The following is a 22,952-nucleotide window of genomic DNA, read 5'->3' on the forward strand; positions in this document are numbered from 1 at the left end:
TCCGCGCCGGCTCAAAGGACCTTGGCGTCTTTGCGCAGCTTCTCGACCAGAGCCTGGGCCGCCTCGGCCGGCTTCCCCTCGATCATTTCGCAGTGCCCCTTCTTCTCCGGCGGGGCGAGCGAGAGGATCTTCAGGCGGCTGCCGGTCCGGCCCATGTGGGACATGTCGAGATGCAGCTCGTCCGGGGTCGGCTGGTCCACCGGCTTCTTCTTGGCGGCCATGATCCCCTTGAGCGACGTGTAGCGGACTTCGTGGATGCCGGACTGGATCGCCAGCACCGCGGGGAGCGGAATCTCGGAGACTTCCTGCCGTCCGGCCTCGAGCTCGCGCACGACGCGCAGCTTCCCGTCGAGCGGCTCGACGCCCATCGTCAGGAAGACGCAGGGCCAGTCGAGCAGCCCGGCGAGCAGCGCCGGCGTCTGGCCGTAGCCGGAGTCGTCGGAGCGGGCGCCGCCGAGAACGAGGTCGTAGCCGTCGCGCCGGACGAGCGCGGCGAGCGTGTGGGCCACGGCGATCGGATCGCCGCCCTGGAATTCCGGGGCGTTGAGGTGCACGCCGCGGTCGGCCCCCATCGCCAACGCCGCGGCCAGCGCCTTGCGCGCGCGGTCGGGCCCGACGGTCGCCGCCGCGACTTCGCCCTCGCCCTGCGCTTCCTTCAGGCGGAGCGCGGTCTCCAGCGCGTAGCGGTCGGCTTCGTTGATTTCCCAGTTGAGGTCCGTCTCGACGATCCCCCGGCCCGCGCTGTCGAGCGTCAGCCGGGAGTCCCGTTCGGGGACCTGCTTGATGGCGACAAGGATCTTCATGCGGCGCTTCCTTTACACAGAAGAGCCCCGCCGCGCGCGAGGCGCTGCGGAGGACGAAATCGTACCTGTTTTTTGGGGAAGCGGGGGAACGGCCGCCGGGCGGCCTCAGGAGCTGAGGGTCGTCCGGGCCTCGAGCAGGAGCATCCGCACCGCTTCGGCGTCCTGGCCGTGCGGATTGCGCGAGAGGTAGGTCTCGAACGCCCCGATCGCCTCGCGGAGCCGTCCTTCGAGGAACAGCAGGCGGCCGCGGTCGCGGACCTCCCGCGGATCCTCGGGCCGGATCGCCAGCAGCAGGTCGATCGCCTCCAGCGCGAGGTCGTAGGCGCCGATGCGCCAGTGGAAGGCCTTCAGCCCGTTGGCCACGCGGGCCAGCGACTGCTCGCGGACCGCGGCGCGCAGCCACCCTTCGGAGAACTCGAGCCGGCCGCCGCAGGCGGCGACGGCGAGGGCGCGGCACTCGTCCGGGGTGAGGGGCCGGCCGTTCCGCGCAAGATCCATGAAGGCGGCCTTGCCGCCGCCGTCGGCCCGCAGGAGCGCCGCCCCGGGGGCGGCGACGGGGCGGATCGGCAACGCCGCGCGCTCGGCCGCCTCCGCGACGATCAGCGCGAGGAGATGCGGCGCGGCCGACCGCGCGGCGATCGCCGCGTCGATGAAGAAGTCCTCGGCGCGTTCGGCGCCGGTCCGGGCCGTCGTCCAGCCGAGCTGCTCGAAAAGGGCGCGTGCGACGCCGGCGAGAAGGAAGCGGGGATGGGCGGCGACGCCGACCGCGAGGGCCAGCGTTCCCGCCAGCTCGTCCAGCGCCCGCTCGACCGCCTCGCCGTCGGGGAGCCGTCCGCCGAGGCGCGCGATCGCCAGCGCCCCCGCGGTCAGCGAGGTCGATTCCTCCGGCCGGGACAGCACTTCGCGCAGCGCGCTTGCGGCGTCGGCTTGCTCGAGCATCGTCGTCGGGCCACTCCCACGGCGAATATAGGCCGCGGGCGGCGCGGTGCACGGCCTTGACCGGGCCGGCCTCCGACGACGGGAACGGGCGGCGCGAACGATCAGCCGAAGAGCTTCTGGTATTCCTTCAGCTCGGCGCGCGCCTGCTCCAACGCCTCGAGCAGTTGCCCCGGGGAGAGCCCCGCCGCGGCGCGGACCGGATCGTCGTTCGCGATCGGCAGGGGGGCCGCGGGGGGATTGTCCACGCCGTGCGCGAGGAGGTTGCCGAGATAGACCGCGCGGTCGAGCGGCTCGCCGGCCGCGGCTCGGGGATCGTGGTGGCGCGCGATCGCGGCGACGATCTGCGGCGGGAACTCCCAGCGCCGGCAGGCCGCCTCGCCGACCACGGCGTGGAAGGCGTCGAACGCGGAATGGACCAGCGGCGCCGGCGCGGTGCGCTTCAGGCGGCGCTGCACCTGGCCGACGATGCCGAGGATCACCAGCTTGCCGACGTCGTGGAAGAGGCCGCCGAGGAACGCGTCGGGCGGCGAGGCCTGCCCGCGGCGCGCGACGGCCTGCGCCGCGAGCGCCGCGGCGAGGCCGTGCCGCGACAGTTCCCGCGCCAGTGCGTCGTGCCCGGGGACGCGGAAGATCCGCGCCTGATACGTCTGCAGCAGCGCGATCCGCTCCACCTCGCGCACGCCGATCCGCACCATCGCCTGGGAGAGCGACGTGCATTCGGCGAGGGAGGCGTAGAACGACGAGTTGGCGAGCCGCAGCACCGTCTTGACGAGCCCCGGATCCCCCTCGACGACCTTGGCGTACTCGTCCACGCCCGCGCCCGGCTTGCGCGCCAGCTCCATCACGCGCGCGGCGCTGCGCGGCAGCGGCGCGAGGTCGTGCTCGCCGACGTAGATCGCCCGCGACAGATGGGCGCGGAAGAGGATCTCGTCGGCCGAGGCGTCGGGGGCGGCGCGGCCGATGATCCGCGCGAGGTCGGTTTCGGAGGGGTGGTCGCCGAGGGCGGCGATCTCGCGCCGGTCGGGCCAGCCCGGCGGGGCGTTCGCCGCGGCGGACGCCTCCGGCGCGGAGATCGGCGCCGTGTCGGCCGATTCGTCGTCCGGCTCGCCCGAGCGGCGCGTCACGGCGCCGCGCGGCGGGGCCTCGGCCGCGGCCGGCTTCGCGCGGGGCGCGGCGGCCGCACGACCGTTTCGCCGCCAAAACGACCAGATCGCCAACGCTCCCTCCGCCTTCGCGCCGCGGCCGCCGCCCGGCGGCGAAGCGACGCCCGATTCCTTTTGTTACCATGATTCGGGCCGGTTCGGGCGGCCGCGGAGGGAGAAATGGATCGTTTGGCGGGGAAGACGGCGCTGGTCACCGGCGCCAGCTCCGGCATCGGACGCGCGACCGCGCTGGCTCTGGCCGGCGAAGGGGCGCGGATCATCGCCGCCGCGCGCCGCGGCGACCGCTTGGGCGAACTGTGCGACGAGATCATTCGCCGGCACGGCGCCGAGGCCTGCGGAAAGCTGGAGCTCGACGTGCGCGACCGCGAGGACGTGCGGAAGTCGATCGACGAGCTCGAGGGCGCGGGGTGGGGCGAGATCGACATCCTCGTCAACAACGCCGGCCTCGCCGCGGGGCTCGACCCGATCCAGTCCGGCCTGTTCGACGACTGGGACCGAATGATCGACACGAACGTCAAGGGGCTGCTCAACGTCTCGCGCCTCGTCCTGCCGGGGATGATCGCGCGCGGCCGCGGGCACGTCGTCAACATCGGCTCGGTCGCCGGGCGGGAGACCTATCCGAACGGCAACGTCTACTGCGCGACGAAGGCCGCGGAGCGGGCGATCAACAAGGGGATGCGCCTCGACCTGCACGGCGCGGGGATCCGCGTGACGACCGTCGATCCGGGAATGGTCAAGACGGACTTCAGCCTCGTGCGGTTCCACGGCGACGACGAGAAGGCGGACAAGGTCTACGCCGGCGCGGCGCCGCTCGGCCCCGAGGACGTCGCGGACGCGATCCTCTGGGCGGTGACCCGTCCCGCGCACGTGAACGTGGAGGAGATCCTGCTCATGCCGACGATGCAGGCCTCCGCGACGATGATCAAGCGTTCCTGAAGCGCGCGCCGAAACGACGAAGGGCCGCGTCGCCTGCGTGCGGCGCGGCCCTTCTCTTTGCGTCGCGCGGCGCTCCGTCGCCGCGGCCGTCGCGCGCCGCGCGGACGCAGGGCGCCCGCGTCGCGCGCGGCGGCCTACGGCTCGAGCGTCGTCGTCGTTCCCGCCGGCGGCGCCGGCCACAGCTCCGCCCCCTCGCCCCGCGCGAACGCGGCGAGCCGGTCGGCGGCGTGCTTCGACGCGGGGTGCTCGTCCGCGCCGCCGGGAAGGCCGGAGAACGAGCGGATCCGCCCCGCGCCGTCGAACGCGGCGACGAGGCGGTAGCTCGGCCCGTGCGTCACGGCGAGCGGCGCGCCGCTCCAGCCGTCGCGCGGCAGCGGCGCGGCCATCGCGTTCGGCGCGTCGCCGCTTCCCTCGACGCCGGCCGCGGGCGGATTGAAGAGGCGCGCCAGCGGCCCCACGCCGATCGGCGAGCGGGGCGCGAGGACGTGCGCCGCGGTGTACGTCCAGAGCGCCGGATCGCCCCCCAAACGGGTCCGCGCGTCGTCCCACGCGGCGTCGAGCGCGGCGCGGACGTGGTCGCACGGCTGCTCGTCCCACGACGTCGCCGGGTTGTCGAGCAGGCCGGCGATGTACTGGTCGTCCTGCGCCGCGGCGAAGAGGCCGCGCAGGCAGCGGGTGCGCGCGAACCACGCGCCTCCCTCGAGGCCCAGCCTCGTGCTTCGGCGGATCCGCTCGTGGAGCCGCGCGCGGAACAGCTCGTGCAGCAGCGGCGCGCCGGCGCCGCGGAGCTCGCCGTCCCACGCGAGGTAGAGCCTCGCCGCGGGGGAGTCGAGGGCGCATCCCTTGACCAGCCCCTGCAGGTCGGCGGCGCTGCCGGCGCGGGCGTCGCGCTGGATCGCCTGCATGTCGGCGGGGGAGACCTTCGGCAGCGCGGCGAGCCGCTCGGCGATGCGGCGCGCGCGGAAGCCGGCGTCGTAGTCGCCGACGAGCGCGCGCTGCGCCGGGTCGGTCGGCGCGGCGGCGATCGAGCCGTCGTTCGCCGAGACGAGCGTCCCTCCGGCGGGATCGACCGCGAGCGGCATCGCCTCGCGCGGCACGAGCCCTTCCCATGCCCCCTCGCCGGTCCACGGCGCGGGGATCCGCCCGTCCCAGCCCTCGCCGCGCCGCGCCGGCGCGGCGCCGACGACGGCGTGCGCCACGGCGCCCGCGGCGTCGGCGCAGAGGAAGTTGAAGCCGGCGTTCTCGTACCGTCTCGCGCCGGCGACGGCCGAGGCGACGTCGCGCGCGCGGTCGATCGCGAAGAAGGCGTCGATCACGCCGCCCCGCTCGCGCGCCGTCCAGCGCTGCAGCAGGCCGCGTCCGGCGAGCCCCGAGGGGCCGACGTAGACCGCGGGGCCGGCGCGCCGCACGACGAACGGCCGCGGCGCCTTCTCGCCGGCGACGACGATCGGCGCCGGGACGAGCTCGAACCGCTTCCACGCGCCGTTCTCGCGGTAGCGCGTCGGCGCCTCGACGTCGTCCACCTCGACGACGAAGAGGTCGGCGTCGTCGAACGGCGCGACGGTGAACGTCCAGGCCACGCGCTCGTTGTGGCCGATCATCACGCCGGGGGCGCCGGCGAGCGTCGCGCCGGCGAGCGTCCCGCCGGGCCACTCGAGGCGCGCCTCGAGCCAGACGCTCGGCCATTCCACGCCCAGATGCGGATCGCCGGCGAGGATCGCGCCGCCGGTCGTGCCGCGCGCCGGGGCGACGATCCAGGCGTTCGAGGCGCGGGCCAGGTCGTCTTCGTCCACGGCCGCGGCGGCGGCGCGCGGCGCCGCATGGGCGGCCGCGAGCAACGCCCTCGTCCCTTCCGGCACGGGCGGAAGCGGCTCGCCGTAGGCGGCCGCCCAGAGCCGTTGCGTCCCCTCGACGCCGAACGCGAGAAGCAGGTCCCAGCGCGCCCGCTCCATCTCCTCGCCGTCGCTCATCGTGCCGGCGAAGAGGCGGCCGAAGGCGGCGACGTCCTCCGCGGTCCACGGCGTCGCCTGGATCCCGGCGGCGCGCAGCTCCGGCGGACGGCGCCGGCCGGCTTCGGCGAGCCCGGCGTTGAGCCCGCCGACGTACGCCTCGAGCGCGCGACGCGCTTCGGCGTCGAGCGCGCGGACGTCGTCCTTGGCCCGCTCGACCCGCGCGTCGCGGCGCGCCTCCTCGTCCTCCTCGACGAACGCCGCGCCGAACGCCGCGGCCAGCTCGCCGCGCGCCGCGCGGCGCCGCAATTCGACCTGGAAGGGGCGCAGCAGTCCGTGGACGTAGCCGAGCGCGCGGAGCGCGTCGTCGAGGCCGGCCGCCTTGATCGTCGGCGTGCCGCGCTCGTCCCACAAGACGGCCGCGCGCGCCGAAAGCCCCGGCAGCCGCGCGTCCCCGTCGCGCCGCGGCAGCGTCCCGCGCCACCACCAGAGCGACGTTCCCGCCGCGATCAAGAGAACGGCGGCGAGGCCGCCGGCGACCCAAAGTGCGACTCGCGTCCTTTTGCGCATGGCCCAAGGATAATCGGGAAAAGCGCGCGCTGCGGAACCGCCGGACCCGCGCGTAGAATCGCGCCCGAAGGAGTCCCGGCGATGAACGAGGAGCGGTTCGACGGCTACGAGACGGGTCCGGACGACGCGGACGCGGCGGTGATTTGGCTGCACGGCCTCGGGGCCGACTGCTACGACTTCGCCCCGGTCGTGCCGGAACTCGGCCTGCCCGACGAGCTCAAGGTCCGCTTCGTCTTTCCGAACGCGCCGCGCCGCCCGGTCACGCTCAACGGCGGCTCGCGGATGCGGGCGTGGTACGACATCCGCCAGCTCGACTTCGACAAGCGGTCCTCCGACGAGACCGGGGCCCGCGAGTCGCTCGGGATCGTCGCCGGCCTGATCGTCCGCGAGAACGCGCGCGGCGTGCGGACCGACCGGATCGTCGTCGCCGGCTTCTCGCAGGGCGGAGCGATCTCCATCCTGACCGGCCTGCTCCACCCCGAGCGGCTGGCCGGGGCCGTCGCGCTTTCCACCTACCTCCTGCTCGGCGACCGGATCGACGCCGAACGCTCCGCGGCGAACCGCGGCCTCCCGTTCTTCATGGCCCACGGGATGTCCGATCCGGTCGTGCCGCTCCCGGCGGGGACCGACGCCCGCGACCGCCTCGTCGCCTGGGGGCATCCGGTCGAGTGGCGCACCTACCCGATGCCGCACGCCGTCCACCCGCACGAGATCGAGGACGTCGGCCGCTTCCTCGCCGCCCGCTTCGGCGCGTCGCGCGCCTGAGCGTCAACCAAGACCGCGTGTCCTCGTCTTGATGGACGAGGACGGGACAGTTGCCGACGATGGCCGAAACGATCCCCCCCGAGCCCGACGAGGCGCTCGTCGCCCGCGCGCGGCGGGGGGAGCAGGACGCCTTCGCCGAACTGGTGACGCGGTGGCAGCGGCCGCTCTTCGCCAAGGCGCTGCGCAATTCCCGCAACCTCGAAGACGCCGACGACCTGGTGCAGGAAACGTTCCTCAGGGCGTGGCGCGAACTGGGGCGTTTCCGCGACGACGCCGCCTTCGGCGGGTGGCTGTTGCGGATCATGGCCAATCTGCTCGCCGACCGCGGCCGGCGGCGCGGACGGGAAACGCCGGGCGCGGAGACGCTGGCCGAGGCGACGCCCGATCCGCGGCCCGGGCCGGACGACGAGCTGGCCCGCGGCGAACTCGAGGACGAGCTGCGGCGGGCGCTCGAAGCGATTCCGCCGGGACGGCGGCGGGAGGTATTCCGGATGCGCTTCGTCGAGGGAATGCCCTTGAACCAGATCGCCGACGCCTTGGGCGTGCACTCCGGCACGGTGAAGGTCCACGTCTTCCGGCTCGTCCGCGACCTGAGGCGGCGCCTGACCGGAAAGGAGGATGCATGAGCGACGAATCGCGGCGCCGCGACGCGGCGCGCACGGACGCGCGACGCGCCTCCTCGCCGCCCGAAGACGTCGCGGAGCGTTTCTTCGCCCGCCAGCGCGCCGAGGTGATGGCGCGCGTGGCCGCGGCGGAGACGCGCCGGCGGCGCCGCCGCGCGGCGCTCCCCGCGGCGGCGGCGATTCTGGTCGGCGCCGCGCTCGTCGGCGGGTACGCCCTGCGCGGGACGCCCCGGCCGCCCGAGACGGCGACGCTCGCCGTCTGGGAGCAGGTCGCCGAGACCGCCACGGAAGACCCGCTCAGCCCCTTCGACCCGATCGCCGTCGAGCGCACGTCGAACGACGACGACGCCCGCTTCGAATCCGACCTGCTGCTGCCCCCGCTCGACGAACCGGACGCGACGTCCGACGAGCCCGAGGCTTGACCCTGCGCCCGCCGACGCGAGGCGAGAGATGGGAGGGAAACCGATGAAGACCATGACCCGAGCGATCCTCTTCGCCTTCGCCGCCGCCTGCGGCGCCGCCGCCGCGCTCGCCGCGCCGCCGGCCCCCGCGACGGAAGCCGCGGCCGCGACGCCGGGGATCCGCGCGTGGTGGGAAAACCCGCGGGTCGTCGAGCGGCTGAACCTCGCGCCCGATCAACAGAAGCGGATCCAGGAGCTCGTCTTCCGGCACACCGAGAAGATGATCGATCTGCGCGCGGAGAAGCAGCGCGCCCAACTCGACCTCTCGCGCCTGCTCGACGCCGAGGCGCTCAACGACGGCGCCCTCGACAAGGCGGCCGAGGCGCTCGACGCCGCGCAGTGCTCCGTCGAGAGAGCGCAGACGCGGCTGCGGATCGAGATCGCCCGCGTGCTCAGCCGCGAGCAGCGGCGGGCGCTCCGGGATCTCGTGCGGGAGCGGGGCGAGGAGATCAAGCGGACGCTGCGGGACGCGGCGCGGGATCGTCGGCAGCAGCAACGCTGACGGCCGGCGACGGGGCGGAACGAAAAGGGCGCGGCCCGCGCGGCCGCGCCCTCTTTGTGTCCGCATGCGGCGGCATCCGCCCCGCGGGCCGCTCGCGCCGCGGTCACTCCGGCGGAGCTTCGTCCTCGTCGAACTCCTCCCCCTCGACGAGCGCTTCCCGGGCCCGCTCCAGATCGGCGCGCCGGACGAGCACCGCGACCCCGGCCAGCGCGTCGAGGCTCGGCAGCTGCCCCCCCGCGTCGTTGCCGAAAAGGGCGCTTTCGATCCCTTCGGCCTCGAGCAGGCCCTGGACGATCTCCGCCTCGGCCATCGTCGGGACGCGGACCAGAACCTCGAGCTTTTCGTCGTCGGCCGCGCGCATCGTCGCGTTCCTCCGTTTCCCGCCGCCGACGCGCGCCCAGCGGCCGCGTTCCGCGCGCGCCGCCGGCGCCGTCGCCGTCTTGGACCGGGATCCTAATATTCGACGAAACGGCCCCTAGACGCCAAAAAATCCCTTTCCGGTGCTTGATGCGCGTCGCGGGCGGTGATACCAATTACGCGACGTTCAACGCTTCCGACGCCAACGTGCGTCCGCAACCCAGAGCATGGAGGAATGGCAAGCATGGCGAAGAAGGCTCCGGCGAAGAAGGCCGCCAAGGGCGGGAAGAAGCAGGTCGAGAAGGAAATGCTGATCGTCGCCAGCAAGGTGAAGAACGCGCTGCGCGAGCACGACGTCAACGTCGCTTCGGACGCGCCGGCGGCGCTCAACGAAGTGATCTACTGGTACATCGCGCAGGCGGCGAAGCGCGCGGTGGCCAACGGCCGCAAGACCGTTCGCCCCCACGACTTCACTGTTTGACGGCGTTCCGGATCGCGTGAGGCGGTCCCGCTTTCGGCGGGGCCGCCTTTTTTGTGCGGCCCCGGACCGGCCGCGGCGTTCCCCGCGCCGCGGCGCCGCGGCGTCTTCCGCGTGAAAGGGACTTGACCGCAGGGCGCGCGAGGCACGAACATCGCGGACGCCATCCTAGGGATTTCCATGAACGGATCGAAGTTGTCCCCCAGCGAAGCGGCTTTCCGCGAGGGGCTGGAGTTGTGCCGCGCGAAGCGCTGTCCGGAGGCGTTTCCGCACCTCGAAACGGCGTTGGCGCTGCTCGTGGACGAGCCGGAGGCCCGCCACGGCCGGCTGCTGCGTTCCTTCTACGGCATGGCCCTCGCCGTGGTGCGCGGCGACCTGCCCCGCTCCCGGCGGCTGTGCGAGGAGGCGATCGCCGACGGCCCGATGGACGCCGACCTCTACTGCAATCTGGCGCGGGTCTACTCCCTGATGGGGAAGCGCCAGTTGGCGGTGGAGTCGATCGCCACGGCGCTGTCCGTCAACCCGGCGCACGGCCCCTCGCTGCAGCTGCAGCGGGAGATCGGACGGCGCCGCCGTCCCGTCCTGCCGTTCCTGTCCCGCGACAATCCGCTCAACATCGCCCTCGGCAGAATGCGGCACCGGATGCTCGGTTGACCCTTCCGCGGGGCCGACCGCTGGCCGCGGCCGCGCGACCGCTGGCCCTCCGGGGGAACTCCGGCCGCTGCGTCGGCGGATGTTTCGGCCAAGACTATCCTTGCCGCGGGGGACGTTCCCCGCGCGGATGGGAGGCACGATGAAGCGCAGATTCGCACTCTTCGCGGTCGCGGTTTCGACGGCGACGCTTTTGGCCGCCGGCTGCTCCTTCGGCGCCTTCGCCGGGTTGACGGGGCTGCGCGGTTCGGGCCGCAAGGGGACCGAGTCGCGCGCGGTCGGCTCGTTCACGAAGATCGAGCTCCGGGGCTCGGTGGACGCCGAGGTCAAGGTCGGCGCCTCCGGCCCGCTCGTCGTCGAAGGGGACGACAACCTTCTCTCGAACGTCACCGCCGAGGTCCGCGGCGACACGCTCGTCGTCTCGACCAAGGAGCAGTACACCACCTCCAGGGTCGGCCTCAAGGTGCGCGTCTCGACGCCGCGGCTCGAGGGGCTCTCCATCGAAGGGTCGGCGGACGCGGTCGTCGAAGACCTCAAGGGCGAGCGGTTCAAGGCGAGCATCGCCGGCTCGGGCGACATGAGCATCCACGGCGGCGCCGACGTCTTCGAGATCGCGATCGCCGGCTCGGGCGACGTGAACGCCAGCGACGTGACCGCGCGCAAGGTCTCGGTCCACATCGACGGTTCGGGCGACGTCCGGCTCGTCGGCTCGGCGGAGGAGCTCGCGTTCCGCACGAACGGCTCGGGCGACATCAACGCCGGCGACTTCAAGGTCAAGCGGGCGAAGGTCGAGCTCAACGGCAGCGGCGACGCGACGATCAACGCCTCCGAGGCGGTCGAGGCCGCGCTCAACGGCAGCGGCGACATTTTCCTCTTCGGGCAGCCGCCGCAGGTCAAGACGTCGGGCCACGGCAGCGGCGACATCGTTCGGAAGTGAGGGAGCGACGATGAAGCGATCCGCTTGGACGGTTGCGGTGTTGGCGGCGGCGGCCCTCGCGGCCGCGGGATGCGACTCCGCGCCGATCTCCCTGCCGGTCTCCGGCTCGGGCAACGTCGTGGAGAAGGTCCGCGACGTCGCCCCGTTCGAGCGGATCGCCGTCGGCGGCGCGGTGCGCCTCGAGGTCGCGGCGGGGCCGCGGCGCGTCGTGGTCGTCGGGGACGACAACGTCGTGCCGCTCGTCGCGACCGAGGTCCACGGCAAGACGCTGCGGATCTCCCAGGAAAGCTCCTTCTCGCTCCGCTCGGGCCGCGAAATCACCGTGCGCGTCACGACGCCGAACCTCGCCGCGGTCGAGATCGGCGGCGCGGCGAAGGGCGACGTCCGCGGCGTCGCCGGGCCGCGCTTCGAGGTCTCGGTGGGCGGCGCGGCGGCGATGGACGTCGCGGGGAAGACCGACGACCTCGTGATCAAGATCACCGGCGCCGCGTCGATCGACGCCGCGTCGCTCGAGGCGAAGCGGGCCGACGTGGACGTCTCCGGCGCCGGACGGGTGAAGGTCCGCGCGACCGAGGCGCTGTCGGCCAAGGTCACCGGACTGGGGGACATCCGCTACGCCGGCGACCCCAAGACGGTCGAGCGGAAGATCCTCGGGGCGGGGCACGTCGAGCCGCTGTAGCCTTCCGCCCCCGCGGGCGTGCGGGGCGCCGCGCGGCAAACGTATAATCCCGCGCCGGTTTCATTGGCGCGCGCCGCGCGGTTTGGACCCCTTATGAACCCCCAGCAGATCCGCAACTTCAGCATCATCGCGCACATCGACCACGGCAAGACCACCTTGTCCGACCGCGTGCTCGAACTGACGGGCGCGCTCGAGCAGCGCGAGATGATGGAGCAGACGCTCGACTCGATGGACCTCGAGCGCGAGCGCGGGATCACGATCAAGTCCCACTTCGTGGCGCTGCCCTACACGGCCGCGGACGGCACGGAATACCGCCTCAACCTGATCGACACCCCGGGGCACGTCGATTTCTCGTACGAGGTCTCGCGCTCGCTCGCCGCCTGCGAGGGCGCGGTGCTCCTCGTGGACGCGGCGCAGGGGGTCGAGGCGCAGACGCTCGCCAACGCCTACCAGGCGGTCGAGCACGACCTCGCGATCATCCCGGTCGTCAACAAGATCGACCTCCCCTCGGCCGAGCCGGAACGGATCAAGGAACAGATCACCGACGTCATCGGCCTCGACGGCGCCGAGGCGATCCTCGCGTCCGGCAAGACGGGGCAGGGGGTCGCGGACATCCTCGCCGCGGTCGTGGAGCGGGTGCCGCCGCCGAAGGGGGATCCCGACGGGCCGCTCAAGGCGATGATCTTCGACAGCTGGTACGACAGCTACCGCGGCGCCTACATGCTCGTCCGCGTGATCGACGGCGAGATCAAGCGGCGCCAGCGGATCCGCCTGATGGCGACGCGGGCGGAGTACGAGGTCGAGGACGTCGGCATCTTCACGCCGAAGATCCGCCCGGTGGACTCGCTCTCCGTCGGCGAGGTCGGCTGGGTCGTGGCCAACATCAAGAACGTCGTCGAGGTCAAGATCGGCGACACGGTGACCGAGGCGCGCCGGCCGACGGCGACGCCCTACCCCGGCTTCCGCGAGGTCAAGCCGATGGTCTTCGCCGGGCTCTACCCGTCCGACGCCGAGGACTATCCCGACCTGCGCGACGCGCTGGACAAGCTCTCGCTCAACGACTCGTCGTTCAACTTCGAGCCGGAAGTCTCCGACGCCCTCGGCTTCGGCTTCCGCTGCGGCTTCCTCGGGCTGCTGCACATGGAGATCATCCAGTCGCGGCTCGAGCGGGAGTTCGACCTCGACCTCGTCACGACGGCGCCGGGCGTGCCGTACCGCGTGATGATGATCGGCGGCGACTACCTCGAGATCCACAGCGCGGCCAAGCTGCCGAAGCCGAACGAGTTCGAGTGGATCGAGGAGCCGTTCATCAAGGCGACGATCATCACGCCGCAGGAGTACGTCGGCGGGCTGATGAAGCTGCTCGAGGAACGGCGCGGCGTGCAGAAGCAGCTCCGCTACGCCGGCCCGACGCGCGTCCTGCTGGAGTACGAGCTGCCGCTGGCCGACGTCGTGACCGACTTCTACGACAAGCTGAAGTCGCTGAGCCGCGGCTACGCCAGCTACGACTACGAGGTCGTCGGCTGGCGCCGCTCGGAGCTGGTGAAGCTCGACATCCTGGTCAACGGCGCGCCGGTGGACGCGCTCTCGGTGATCGTGCCCGACAAGAGCGCGTTCCACCGCGGGCAGGCGCTGACGAGCAAGCTGAAGGAGCTGATTCCGCGGCAGCAGTTCGAGGTGGCGATCCAGGCCGCGATCGGCAGCCGCGTCGTCGCCCGCACGAACGTCAAGGCGCTGCGCAAGAACGTGCTCGCCAAGTGCTACGGCGGCGACATCTCCCGCAAGCGGAAGCTGCTCGAGAAGCAGAAGGAAGGAAAGAAGCGGATGAAGCAGGTCGGCCAGGTCAACGTGCCGCAGGAGGCGTTCCTCGCCGTCCTGCGCCTCGAGGACTGACCGCCCGCGCCGCGCGGCGTCTCCCTCCGCTCGACGTCCCGCGCCGCGCGATGTCCTGATCCGCGCGATGTCCCGCCGCGCGACGGGACCCGGGCGGCCCGCGGTCCGTGCCGCCGGTCAGACCGGGTTGTTGATCTCGATGATCGTCGTCTCCAGCGAGTAGTGGGTCCGCACCCACTCCGCCAGCGCGGCGACGCCGAACCGCTCCGTCGCGTGGTGCCCGGCGGCGAGAAAGTGGATCCCCTCCTCGCGCGCCAGATGGACCGCCGCCTCCGACGGCTCGCCGGTGACGAAGGCGTCGAGCCCGCGCCGCGCCGCCTCCTCGACCGACCGCGCCCCGCCGCCGGTGACGACGCCGAACGTGCGGACCTCCGCCGGCCCCGCCCCCTCGACGAGCGGATCGCGCCGCGTGGCGGCGGCGACGGCCGCGACGAACTCCCCGAACGGCAGCGGCTTCTCGTACGCCGCCGCCAGCCCGATCGGCGTCCCTTCCCACTCGAACGCCGGCGCCGTCTTCGCCGCGCCGAGGCGGCGCGCGAAGACCGCGTTGTTCCCGACCTCGGGGTGGCGGTCGAGCGGCAGGTGATAGCCGAAGAGGCTCATCTCGTGGTCGAGGAGCGTCTTCAGCCGCCCGCGGAGCGAGCGCTCCACGCGGACCTCCCCCTGGCCGCGCCAGAAGAGGCCGTGGTGGACGACGACCGCGTCGGCGCCCCACGCCGCGGCCCGCTCGAGCAGCGCGAGCGAGGCGGTCACGCCGAAGGCGACGCGGCCGATCTCCTCCCGCCCCTCGACCTGCAGCCCGTTCGGGCCGAAATCCCGCATCCGGTCCGGATCGAGGAACGCGTCCAGCCCCGCCCCGAAGTCGCTCCGCTTGACGGTCATCGTGGTCCTCCGGCGACGATTTTAGCCCGCCGCCCCGTTTGTCATCGCGGCCGTCCCGGCACAGATTTGCACTGGCGCAGGGAAGGGCGACACGCCCTCCGAGGGAGAGAGCCATGGACGCGAAGGGATACGCCGGGGCGGGACGGAAGACGAAGGTCGAGGGGGTCGTCGTCGTGCCGCTCGAGGCGCACGTGGACGAGCGCGGCTACCTGATCGAGATCCTGCGCGCGGTGGACCCGCACTTCACCAAGTTCGGGCAGGTCTACCTCGTCGGCGACATGGCGCGCGGCGCGGTCCGCGCCTTCCACAAGCACGAGCGGCTCTGGGACTGGTTCTTCATCGGCCACGGCTCGGCGAAGTTCGCCGTGCGCGACGACCGCAAGGAGAGCCCGACCTACGAGGCGATGGACACGATCGTGATCGGCGACCGCAACCCGAGCCTGATCGTCGTTCCCCCCGGCGTCTACCACGGCTGGATGGCCCTCGAGGACGACACGCAGCTCATTTCGATCGGCAGCGAGGTCTACGACCGCGAGCATCCGGACGAGGTCCGCGTGCCGCCGGACTCGTGGGGCTACGACTGGTCGATCAAGGGGCGCTGAGCGATGCGCACGGCGGTCTTCGGCGCCGAGGGGATGCTCGGCCGCGACCTGCTCGAGGTCCTCGGCCCCGACGGGGTCGGCCTCGGCCACGCCGACGCGGACATCGTCGATGCGGACGCCGTGGCGCGCGCGCTCGACCGCGCGGCGCCGGAGGCGGTCGTCCTCGCCGCGGCGTTCCACGACGTCCCGCGCTGCGAGCGCGAGCCGGAGCCGGCGTTCCGCGTCAACGCCGTCGGCGCGCTCAACGTCGCGCGCGCCGCCGCGGCCCGCGGCCTCAAGCTCCTCTTCGTCGGCACCGACTACGTCTTCTCCGGCGAGAAGGGCGCGCCGTACGTCGAGGACGACCTGCCGGCGCCGGTCAACGTCTACGGCGTGGCGAAGCTCGCCGCGGAGCACGCGACGCTGGAGGCGCACCCCGGCGCGATCGTCGCCCGCACCTGCGGCCTCTACGGCGTCCATCCCTGCCGCGCCAAGAAGGGACACCACATCGTCGAGTTCATCCTCGGACGGCTGGAGCGCGGCGAGCCGCTCAAGATGGTCGCCGACGAGTTCGCCTGCCCGACCTCGACGATCAGCCTCGCGCGGCAGATCGTCGCGCTGCTCGAACGGGGCGGGGCGGGGATCTACCACGCGGTGAACGGCCCCGGCGGGAGCTGGTACGACTTCGCGCGCGCCGCGGCCCGCGCCGCGGGACTGCCCGGCGAGGCGATCGAGAAGGCCTCCGCGGCGACGTTCCCCTCGCCGGTGCGCAAGCCGCGCGATTCGCGCCTCGCCTGCGCGCGCCTCGCCGCCGAGGGGCTCCTCGTCCTCGACTCGACCGAAGCGGCGCTGGCCGAGTACGTCGCGCGCCGGCGCGCCGCGCGAGGACTCTGACCGTCCGAACGCCCGCGCGCCGCGGCGGCGCGCGGCGTGCGTCAGGCGCGTTGCCGGTCGGGGGCCGCGGCGGCGAACTCGCGGTCGGCGATCCCCCGCTCCTTGAACCAGCGGATGTTGAAGTAGTACGGGTCGGCCGCCGGGTCGTCGCCGAAGCGTCCCGACTCCAGCGCGTCCCAGATCTCGAGCACCCCCTGCGTGATCCCCTTCTCGGCGCGGAAGCCGAGCGTCTTGGAGATCTTCTCGGCCAGCACGTAGTAGCTGCGCGCGCCGTCGGCGCTCGAACGGTCGCGGCGCACGTCCACCTGCACGCCGCGGTTCCGCTCCAGCACCTCGGTCACCCAGTGGGCCAGCTCGAGCACGCGGTAGTTCTTGTGCGAGACGTTGAAGATCCGCCCGCGCACCGCCTCGGTCGGCGCGAGGAGGCAGTAGATGTACGCGTCCGCCGCGTCGCGGACGTGGAGCAGCGGCCGCCACGCCTCGCCGCTGCCGTTGACCGTCAGGCGGCGCTTCTTCCACGCGTGGAGCGTGAAGGCGTTGACGACGAGGTCGAAGCGCATCTTGGGGGCGAGGCCGAACAGCGTCCCCTTGCGCAGCATCACCGGGCAGAACTCTTCGTGGCGGGAGGCGACGTCGAGGAACGCCATCTCCGCCATCCGCTTCGTCTTGCTGTAGTTGGCGACCGGCGCGACGAGGCTCTCCTCGTCCTGGGCCTCGACCTCGGCCGCGCCGCGCGTCGGGCAGTAGTAGACGGAGCAGGAGGAGGCGGCGACGAAGCGGATCTCGCGCCCCTCCGCGCGCGCCCGCAGGGCCGTCGCCTCGGCCAACTGCCGCGCGGCCTGCACGTTGACCTCGGCGTTGAGGTGCGGGGCGAAGTCGGCCGTCGGGTCGTTGGAGAGGCCGGCGAGGTGGATCACGCCGCGCACGCCGTCGAGCCACGCCGGATCGATGCGCCGCAGGTCCCCCTCGATCACCTCGAGGTTCGGTTGGGCGGGGGGCGCGGTGCGGAACCACATGTTGTCCACGATCCGGACCTGCTCGCCGAGGGCGAGAAGCTCGGGGACCACGACCGAGCCGACGTAACCGCATCCGCCGGTGACGAGAACCACGCCGCGTTCGCCGATCGTCATGCCCGTGCGCCTCCCGCGCCGGCCGTTCTCCGCGGCCGATCCATCGATCGAACGGCTCATCGGCGGCCGCGGCCCGAAACTTGACCGCCCGCCGGAAGACGGACGCGCCGCGAGGGCGCTTCGCCGGGCGTCCCGTCGGCGCGGACGCAAAAGGGCGGCCCCGGGGGGCCGCCCTTTCGCGCGTGCAGGATGCAGGAGAGGCTAGTCGAGCCGGCTCAGCTCGACGCGCCGGTTCTTGGCGCGCCCTTCGTCGGTGGTGTTCGGGGCGATCGGCTTGTCCATGCCGTACCCCTTGGCGGCCAGCCGGCCGGCGTCCACGCCCTTGCCGACCAGGTAGTCCATCACCGTCTTGGCGCGGGCCTCGGAGAGCTTCTGGTTGTGGGCCTTGGCGCCGCGGCTGTCGGTGTGTCCGGCGACCTCGAGGCGGACGGCCGGGAACGCCTTCAGGGAGGCGGCCACGCGGTCGAGCGTCTCGACCGACTCCGGCTTCAGCGTCGCCTTGTCCGTGTCGAAGTAGACCCCTTCGAGGACCAGCGTCTGGCCCTTCTCGGGGATCATCTCCGGCTTCGGCTCGGGCAGCGGGCAGCCGGTCGCGTCCACCTTGACGCCCTTGGGGGTGCCGGGGCACTTGTCGATGCCGTCGGGCACGCCGTCGCCGTCGGTGTCGAGCGGGCAGCCGACCTTGTCCACCGGCCAGCCCTTGGGGGTGCCGGGGCACTTGTCGAGCCCGTCGTAGACGCCGTCGCCGTCGCTGTCGAGCGGGCAGCCGTCCTCGTTGACCTTCGCGCCCAGCGGGGTGTTCGGGCACTTGTCCTTGCCGTCCGGCACGCCGTCCTTGTCGGAGTCGATCGGGCAGCCCTTCGCGTCCACCGGCCAGCCCTTCGGGGTGTTCGGGCACTGGTCGATGCCGTCGAAGACGCCGTCGCCGTCGGAGTCGAGCGGGCAGCCGTTCAGGTCGACCTTGGCGCCGGCCGGGGTGCCCGGGCACTTGTCCTTGAAGTCCGGCACGCCGTCGCCGTCGGTGTCCTTCGGATGGCCGCCGAGGCCCCACGCGTAGCCGAGGAGCGCCTGGACGTTGAGGACCTTCCCGCCGTCCACCAGGCCCTTCGAGCCGAGCGTCTGGTCGGCGCGGACCTGCCAGATGAAGTGGTCGAGGCCGCGGGTGAGGATCCGCTGGCCGACGCCGACCGAGACCATGGCGCGGCTCATGTCGAGGTCGCCCGGCTCGCTCGCCTTCATCCAGCCGACCGACGGGGCGACGAACCACCGCGCGCGGTGGGTGTCGTTGTTGAGGAAGAACTCGGGCCCGGTCCGGACGGTCCAGACTTCGGGGTCGTCCGGCATGATGTCGGTCTTGAACTTGGTGTAGGTGGCGTCGGCGAACCACGACCACTTGGCGTCGAAGATGTGGGCGAATCGGAGGCCGAACGTCGGAGCGATCGACGTTTCGTCGCCGCGAAGATCCTTGTCGGCATGGGAAGCGCCCAACAGCACGCCGAGCTCGTTCTGCGGCTCGTCGTCCCCGCCGGCCAAAGCCGGCGCCGGAGCGGCCAGCATCGCGAGCGCGGCCGCGGCCAACCACCAACGGGTAATGCGCATGTCGTCTCCTCCTGGCGTCGCGCGGGCCTAGTCGCCCGGGCAACGCTCCCACGGTACGCCGATTGAGCTTGGGCGACAGGCGAAAATCAGTCAGGGAGGCGCAGCGGACCCCGCGGGACGAGGCAAAGCAGCGCCGCGGAGAACGCGGCCGCCCGGACCGCGCGCCGCGGCACCTTGATCGAACGGGCCGGATCGAGGCGGGCCGCCGGCGGGGCTTCGGCGAGCGCGCGCAGCGTCAGGACGCCGATGCGCGCCGGCAGGACCGAGGCGAACCGCAGGCGCCACGCCGGGACGGGCAGGGCGGCGGCGTACTGCAGCCCGGCGAGGAGATCGAGCCGGGCGATCCGCTCCCACTTCCGCAGGACCGGCAGGAGGCGCGGCGCGGCGCCGGGGTCGAGCAGATCGGCGGGGGCGAGGCCGACGGCGGCGAGGTCGGCCGCGGGAAGGAAGCAACGCCCGCGGCGCAGGTCCCGCGGCAGGTCGCGGAGGACGTTCACCAACTGCAGGCCGCGGCCGTAGCGCCGTCCGGCGCGCGAGAGCCAAAGGGCGCGGGGCGCGAGGCGCGGCGCCTTGCGGGCGACGAGGCGGGTCCAGAACTCCCCCACGCAGCCGGCGATCCCCTCGGTGTAGGCCTCGAGGGCGGCGCCGTCGGGCAGGGCGCGGAGGGCCGCGCCGCCGGCGCCGAAGAAGGCCAGCTCGCGGTCCATCGTCGCGGCCAGCGTTTCGACGATCCAGGCCGCGTCGGCGCGGTCGGCGGGGGGGAGGGCGCCGAGCCGCGCGAGGACGACCCCGAGGCGGTCGAGCAGGGCGCGCTCGGCCGCGTCCACGGCGTCGGCCGGCTCGCCGTCCGCGGCGACGTCGAGCGCGGCGAGGGCCGCCTCGTCCGCGCGGCGTTGTCCGGCCTCCGCGGCGGCGGCGACCGCGCGGCGGAGCGCGGCCAGCGAGGCGCGGCGGCGGTCCGGCGGCACGAGGTCGCGGTCGGCCACCGTGTCGGCGGCGCGGGCGAGGAGGTAGGCGATCTCCACCGGGGCGCGCAGCCCGCGGGGCAGGGCGCGGATCGTCAGCGCGAAGGAGCGGCTGACCCGGTCGAGGATCTCCCGGTCGGAAGGCACGGCGGCGTCCATGCGTCGATCGTACCCCGCGCCGGGCCGAGATGAGCGAAAATGAACCGCTCGACGATCGAGGAGGCTGGGACCGTGCGCGGACAAAAGGGCGAAGGGCGGCTCGGGCTGATCATCTGGCTGGCGATCTTCGCGGCGGCGATCTTCGCCGCGGCGCGCATCATTCCGGCCAAGACCCACGTCATGGACCTGCACGACTACTGCGACCGCGAACTGCAGAACGTCGTCTCCTCGGGGCGGGACTTCGACCAGGAGCGGTTCCTGCAGAACGTCCTGGCGAAGGCCAAGGAAGTGAACATCCCGCTGGAGAAGAACCAGCTTCAGCTCACGATGACCAGCGAAACCGTGACGCTGCGGATGCAGCACGAGGTCGTCGTGGACCTCGCGGTCTACAAATGGGTTTGGCCCTACGACAAGACCTTCGTCCACCGCCGCTTCTGACGGCGGCGGCGATCCCGCCGATCGCGGTCTCCGTCGCGCGCGACCTTCATCGCGCGCGGCCTTCGTCGCGCGACGCGTGCGGCGATTGGGCCGGCGGCGGCGATTGGGATTCGCTGTAGGGGCGGCTGGCGCGCTCCGATGATCGTCGGAACAACGACGCCTCCACCGCGCCTGCCGCCCGAGGTGATTCACGCGCAATCCTGCCTTTAACGACGAAAGGCAACGTTGCGCGTGAATCAGGTCGGGCGGCAGGCGCGGAGGAATCCTGAGCGCGGCAACGATCATCGGAGCGCGCCAGCCGCCCCTACCGCCCATCCCGATCACGGCGCCTATCAGCATCACGACGACCGACCCAGTCACGGCGGCCGTCGCCATCACGACGTCGAATTCACGCCGTCGAATGAACGTGTCGAACACGACAAGCGGGTCGTGTGGCGGGGGGCGGCGGCGGAGCATTGCCCCGTCGCGGAGCCGCCGCCCCCCGCCGCCCGACCCGCGACCGTCAAGACGCACGCGCCCTATCGGCTCAGCGCGGAAAACGACGCAGCCGCCGCGAGCCAACGCCGTGACGCGCGGCGAGACGAGACGCACGGACCATCGAAGAAGGACCACCACCCCGCGGACAATCAGCACGTCGCCCGACCGAACACGACAGCGCGTCGGGCGTGCGGGGGCGGCGGCGAGCCGATGCCCGGTCCGCGGAGCCGCCGCCCCCGCCGCACGACGCGCGTCCCGCGAGACGCGCGGGCAGTACGCCGCGAAACGCGCGGGCAGTGCGTTGAGGAATTACGCGGTCAACACGTGCCCCGCGGCGACCGTCGCGAAGAGACGCGGCGCGCCGAACTGGTAGAGGAGCTGCCGACGCTCCGCCGCGTCGAGAACCAGCAGATCGCAGCGCTTCCCGACCTCGACGCTCCCCGCGACCTCCGCGAGCCCCGCGGCCGCGGCGCCGTTGAGCGTCGCGGCGACGATCGCCTCGTCCACCGTCAGACCGCACAGCAGGCAGCCGAGCTGCATCGTCACCGGCAGCGACTCGCAAGGGCAGGAGCCGGGGTTCACGTCGGTCGAGAGGGCCACCGGCACGCCGAGCTCGACCATCCGCCGCGCCGGCGCCGCTTCCTTCATCCGCAGGAAAAGCGTGGCCGCCGGCAGCAGCACGGCCACCGTGCCGGCCGCGGCGAGCGCCTTCAGCCCCGCCTCGCTGGCGTGCTCCAGATGCTCCGCGCTGACCGCGCCCATCTCCCCCGCGAGCTCCGCCCCGCCGTCCGAGGCGAGCTGGTCGGCGTGGACCTTGAGCCCGAGCCCCGCGCGCCGTCCGGCGTCGAGCACCCGCCGCGCTTCCTCGACGCCGAAGGCGTTGGCGTCCACGAAGACGTCCACGAACCGCGCGAGGCCGGCCTCGGCGACGTGCGGGATCATCTCGCCGCAGAGCGCGTCCACGTAGCGCGCCCGCGCGGCGGCGTCGCCGCGCGCCTCGGGCGGCATCGTGTGCGCGCCGAGGAACGTCGTCGCCAGCGCGTACGGCCGCGTGGCCGCCGCGCGCCGCGCCGCCTCGAGCATCTTGTACTCGGCCTCGGCGCAGAGGCCGTAGCCGCTCTTGACCTCGAAGGAGGTCACGCCCCAGCGGGCCATCCGGTCCATCCGCGCGCCGGCCGACGCCGTCAACTCGTCGAGCGAGGCGGCGCGCGTCTTCTTCACCGTGCCGAGGATCCCGCCGCCGGCGGCGGCGATCTCGGAATAGGTCGCCCCGGCGAGCCGCTTCTCGAACTCGTCGGCCCGGTCGCCGCCCCAGACGAGGTGCGTGTGCGCGTCCACGAGGCCGGGCAGCACCGCGCGCCCCTCGACGTCGAGGCGCCGCGCCCCCGGAAGCGGCTCGACCGACGCGGCCAGCGCGTCCTCGGGGCCGACCCAGACGATCTTCCCCTCGCGGGCGGCGACGGCGCCGCGCGGCAGCACGGCGACGCGCCCCTGATCGGCGCCGCGCGCCGGCGCCGGACCGGCGCAGGTCGCGAGCTCCGAGGCGCCGCGGACGACGAAATCGGCGCGGACGCGGTCAGTCACGGCCGTCTGGCCCCTGCGGACCGGTGGACGGGCCGCGGCGCATCTTGTCCGCGATCCCCGATTCCTGACGACGCAGCTCGACCAGCCGCCGGTGCTCCTCGAGCAGCGCCAGCAGCTTGTTCTCGAACGTTTCCCGCTCGACCTTCAGCCGCAGGATCTGCTGCTCGATCCGCGTCACCTCGGCCCGCGTGCGCTGGAGCAGCTGCTCGCACTGCGTGCGGGTGTCGGCCATCAGCTTCTCGGCCTCGGCCTGGGCGAGCGCCTTCCGCTCTTCGGTCAGCCGCTCGGCGGCGGCGAGCGACTCGATCAGCGTCTTCTCGCGGCGGCGGTACTCGTCCACCTCGGCGCGCGTCGCCTGCATCATCCGCTGCAGCTCCTCGCGGTCCAGATTGACCTGCGAGAGGGCGTCGGCGGCGGAACGCAGCGCGGCGTCCACCTCGCGGCGGCTGTAACCAAGGACCTCGCGCTTGAAGTGCTGCGATTCGATGTCGAGCGGCGTCAGCGGCATGAAGATCGTCTCCCGAAGGCCGCGCCGGG

24 protein-coding genes are annotated in these 22,952 nt (G+C 73.1%); 13 read left to right on the forward strand and 11 right to left on the reverse strand.

The genetic code is table 11. The features are described from left to right. Positions 1-11: 11 nt before the first annotated feature. From LLG88_03750 to LLG88_03760, 3 genes are all read right to left on the reverse strand, one after another. A complete protein-coding gene (locus tag LLG88_03750) occupies positions 12-803 on the reverse strand; it encodes an electron transfer flavoprotein subunit beta/FixA family protein (protein MCE5246023.1) in 792 nt (263 codons plus the stop codon). A 105-nt stretch (positions 804-908) separates the two neighbouring features. Continuing rightward, positions 909-1,742 (reverse strand): tetratricopeptide repeat protein, encoded by an 834-nt coding sequence (locus LLG88_03755; protein MCE5246024.1) that lies wholly within the window; start codon positions 1,740-1,742, stop codon positions 909-911. 101 nt (positions 1,743-1,843) lie between these two features. After that, a complete protein-coding gene (locus tag LLG88_03760) occupies positions 1,844-2,959 on the reverse strand; it encodes an HDOD domain-containing protein (GenBank protein MCE5246025.1) in 1,116 nt (371 codons plus the stop codon). A gap of 105 nt (positions 2,960-3,064) precedes the next feature. Between LLG88_03760 and LLG88_03765 the strand changes: the two genes are divergently transcribed. After that, on the forward strand, positions 3,065-3,841 hold the full coding sequence (locus tag LLG88_03765; protein MCE5246026.1) for an SDR family NAD(P)-dependent oxidoreductase: 777 nt from the start codon (positions 3,065-3,067) through the stop codon (positions 3,839-3,841). A gap of 134 nt (positions 3,842-3,975) precedes the next feature. On the opposite strand, the gene LLG88_03770 is transcribed toward LLG88_03765, so the two are convergent. Then, entirely contained in the window at positions 3,976-6,360 is a 2,385-nt protein-coding gene (locus tag LLG88_03770) for a penicillin acylase family protein (protein MCE5246027.1), read from the reverse strand. Between the two features lie 81 nt (positions 6,361-6,441). Here LLG88_03770 and LLG88_03775 point away from each other — a divergent pair, with 81 nt between their 5' ends. From LLG88_03775 to LLG88_03790, 4 genes are read left to right on the forward strand one after another with little or no spacing between them, the layout of a single operon-like run. Continuing rightward, positions 6,442-7,125 carry a carboxylesterase gene (locus LLG88_03775; protein ID MCE5246028.1) on the forward strand — a complete coding sequence of 228 codons (684 nt, stop codon included), beginning with the start codon at positions 6,442-6,444 and terminating at the stop codon, positions 7,123-7,125. A 59-nt stretch (positions 7,126-7,184) separates the two neighbouring features. Next, positions 7,185-7,751 (forward strand): sigma-70 family RNA polymerase sigma factor, encoded by a 567-nt coding sequence (locus tag LLG88_03780; protein MCE5246029.1) that lies wholly within the window; start codon positions 7,185-7,187, stop codon positions 7,749-7,751. Then, positions 7,748-8,170, forward strand: coding sequence for a hypothetical protein (locus LLG88_03785; protein ID MCE5246030.1), 423 nt, complete (start codon positions 7,748-7,750; stop codon positions 8,168-8,170). The genes LLG88_03780 and LLG88_03785 overlap by 4 nt, the downstream gene beginning before the upstream one ends. A gap of 43 nt (positions 8,171-8,213) precedes the next feature. Continuing rightward, on the forward strand, positions 8,214-8,711 hold the full coding sequence (locus LLG88_03790; GenBank protein ID MCE5246031.1) for a periplasmic heavy metal sensor: 498 nt from the start codon (positions 8,214-8,216) through the stop codon (positions 8,709-8,711). A 103-nt stretch (positions 8,712-8,814) separates the two neighbouring features. Here the strand turns inward: LLG88_03790 and LLG88_03795 are convergent, their stop codons facing one another. Further along, complete coding sequence (locus LLG88_03795; protein ID MCE5246032.1) at positions 8,815-9,072, reverse strand: DUF2007 domain-containing protein; 258 nt, start codon at positions 9,070-9,072, stop codon at positions 8,815-8,817. Between the two features lie 240 nt (positions 9,073-9,312). Between LLG88_03795 and LLG88_03800 the strand changes: the two genes are divergently transcribed. The 5 genes from LLG88_03800 to lepA all read left to right on the forward strand — a co-directional run bounded on the left by LLG88_03800 (position 9,313) and on the right by lepA (position 13,706). After that, positions 9,313-9,549 (forward strand): hypothetical protein, encoded by a 237-nt coding sequence (locus LLG88_03800; GenBank protein MCE5246033.1) that lies wholly within the window; start codon positions 9,313-9,315, stop codon positions 9,547-9,549. Between the two features lie 177 nt (positions 9,550-9,726). Next, positions 9,727-10,200 carry a hypothetical protein gene (locus LLG88_03805; GenBank protein ID MCE5246034.1) on the forward strand — a complete coding sequence of 158 codons (474 nt, stop codon included), beginning with the start codon at positions 9,727-9,729 and terminating at the stop codon, positions 10,198-10,200. Positions 10,201-10,339: 139 nt separating this feature from the next. Beyond that, positions 10,340-11,134, forward strand: a complete 795-nt coding sequence (locus tag LLG88_03810) for a DUF2807 domain-containing protein (protein MCE5246035.1) — start codon at positions 10,340-10,342, stop codon at positions 11,132-11,134. Positions 11,135-11,144: 10 nt separating this feature from the next. Then, positions 11,145-11,813, forward strand: coding sequence for a DUF2807 domain-containing protein (locus LLG88_03815; protein MCE5246036.1), 669 nt, complete (start codon positions 11,145-11,147; stop codon positions 11,811-11,813). Between the two features lie 93 nt (positions 11,814-11,906). Continuing rightward, positions 11,907-13,706 carry a translation elongation factor 4 gene (lepA, locus tag LLG88_03820; protein MCE5246037.1) on the forward strand — a complete coding sequence of 600 codons (1,800 nt, stop codon included), beginning with the start codon at positions 11,907-11,909 and terminating at the stop codon, positions 13,704-13,706. A 117-nt stretch (positions 13,707-13,823) separates the two neighbouring features. On the opposite strand, the gene LLG88_03825 is transcribed toward lepA, so the two are convergent. Then, positions 13,824-14,588 (reverse strand): Nif3-like dinuclear metal center hexameric protein, encoded by a 765-nt coding sequence (locus LLG88_03825; protein ID MCE5246038.1) that lies wholly within the window; start codon positions 14,586-14,588, stop codon positions 13,824-13,826. Between the two features lie 113 nt (positions 14,589-14,701). Between LLG88_03825 and LLG88_03830 the strand changes: the two genes are divergently transcribed. After that, a complete protein-coding gene (locus LLG88_03830; GenBank protein MCE5246039.1) occupies positions 14,702-15,190 on the forward strand; it encodes a dTDP-4-dehydrorhamnose 3,5-epimerase family protein in 489 nt (162 codons plus the stop codon). 3 nt (positions 15,191-15,193) lie between these two features. Next, positions 15,194-16,063, forward strand: a complete 870-nt coding sequence (gene rfbD / locus LLG88_03835) for a dTDP-4-dehydrorhamnose reductase (GenBank protein ID MCE5246040.1) — start codon at positions 15,194-15,196, stop codon at positions 16,061-16,063. Between the two features lie 41 nt (positions 16,064-16,104). Here the strand turns inward: rfbD and LLG88_03840 are convergent, their stop codons facing one another. From LLG88_03840 to LLG88_03850, 3 genes are all read right to left on the reverse strand, one after another. Then, complete coding sequence (locus LLG88_03840) at positions 16,105-17,193, reverse strand: SDR family oxidoreductase (GenBank protein ID MCE5246041.1); 1,089 nt, start codon at positions 17,191-17,193, stop codon at positions 16,105-16,107. Between the two features lie 201 nt (positions 17,194-17,394). After that, complete coding sequence (locus LLG88_03845; GenBank protein ID MCE5246042.1) at positions 17,395-18,792, reverse strand: OmpA family protein; 1,398 nt, start codon at positions 18,790-18,792, stop codon at positions 17,395-17,397. 86 nt (positions 18,793-18,878) lie between these two features. Beyond that, a complete protein-coding gene (locus LLG88_03850; GenBank protein MCE5246043.1) occupies positions 18,879-19,916 on the reverse strand; it encodes a squalene/phytoene synthase family protein in 1,038 nt (345 codons plus the stop codon). Positions 19,917-19,955: 39 nt separating this feature from the next. Between LLG88_03850 and LLG88_03855 the strand changes: the two genes are divergently transcribed. Further along, positions 19,956-20,354, forward strand: coding sequence for a hypothetical protein (locus LLG88_03855; protein MCE5246044.1), 399 nt, complete (start codon positions 19,956-19,958; stop codon positions 20,352-20,354). Between the two features lie 786 nt (positions 20,355-21,140). On the opposite strand, the gene hutI is transcribed toward LLG88_03855, so the two are convergent. Further along, positions 21,141-22,415, reverse strand: coding sequence for an imidazolonepropionase (hutI, locus tag LLG88_03860; protein ID MCE5246045.1), 1,275 nt, complete (start codon positions 22,413-22,415; stop codon positions 21,141-21,143). After that, positions 22,408-22,952, reverse strand: a 545-nt coding sequence (locus LLG88_03865; protein MCE5246046.1) for a DivIVA domain-containing protein, incomplete at its 5' end; no start/stop codon positions are given. The genes LLG88_03865 and hutI, both read right to left, overlap by 8 nt.

This window comes from bacterium (genome assembly GCA_021372775.1).
Taxonomy (GTDB): domain Bacteria; phylum Acidobacteriota; class Polarisedimenticolia; order J045; family J045; genus JAJFTU01.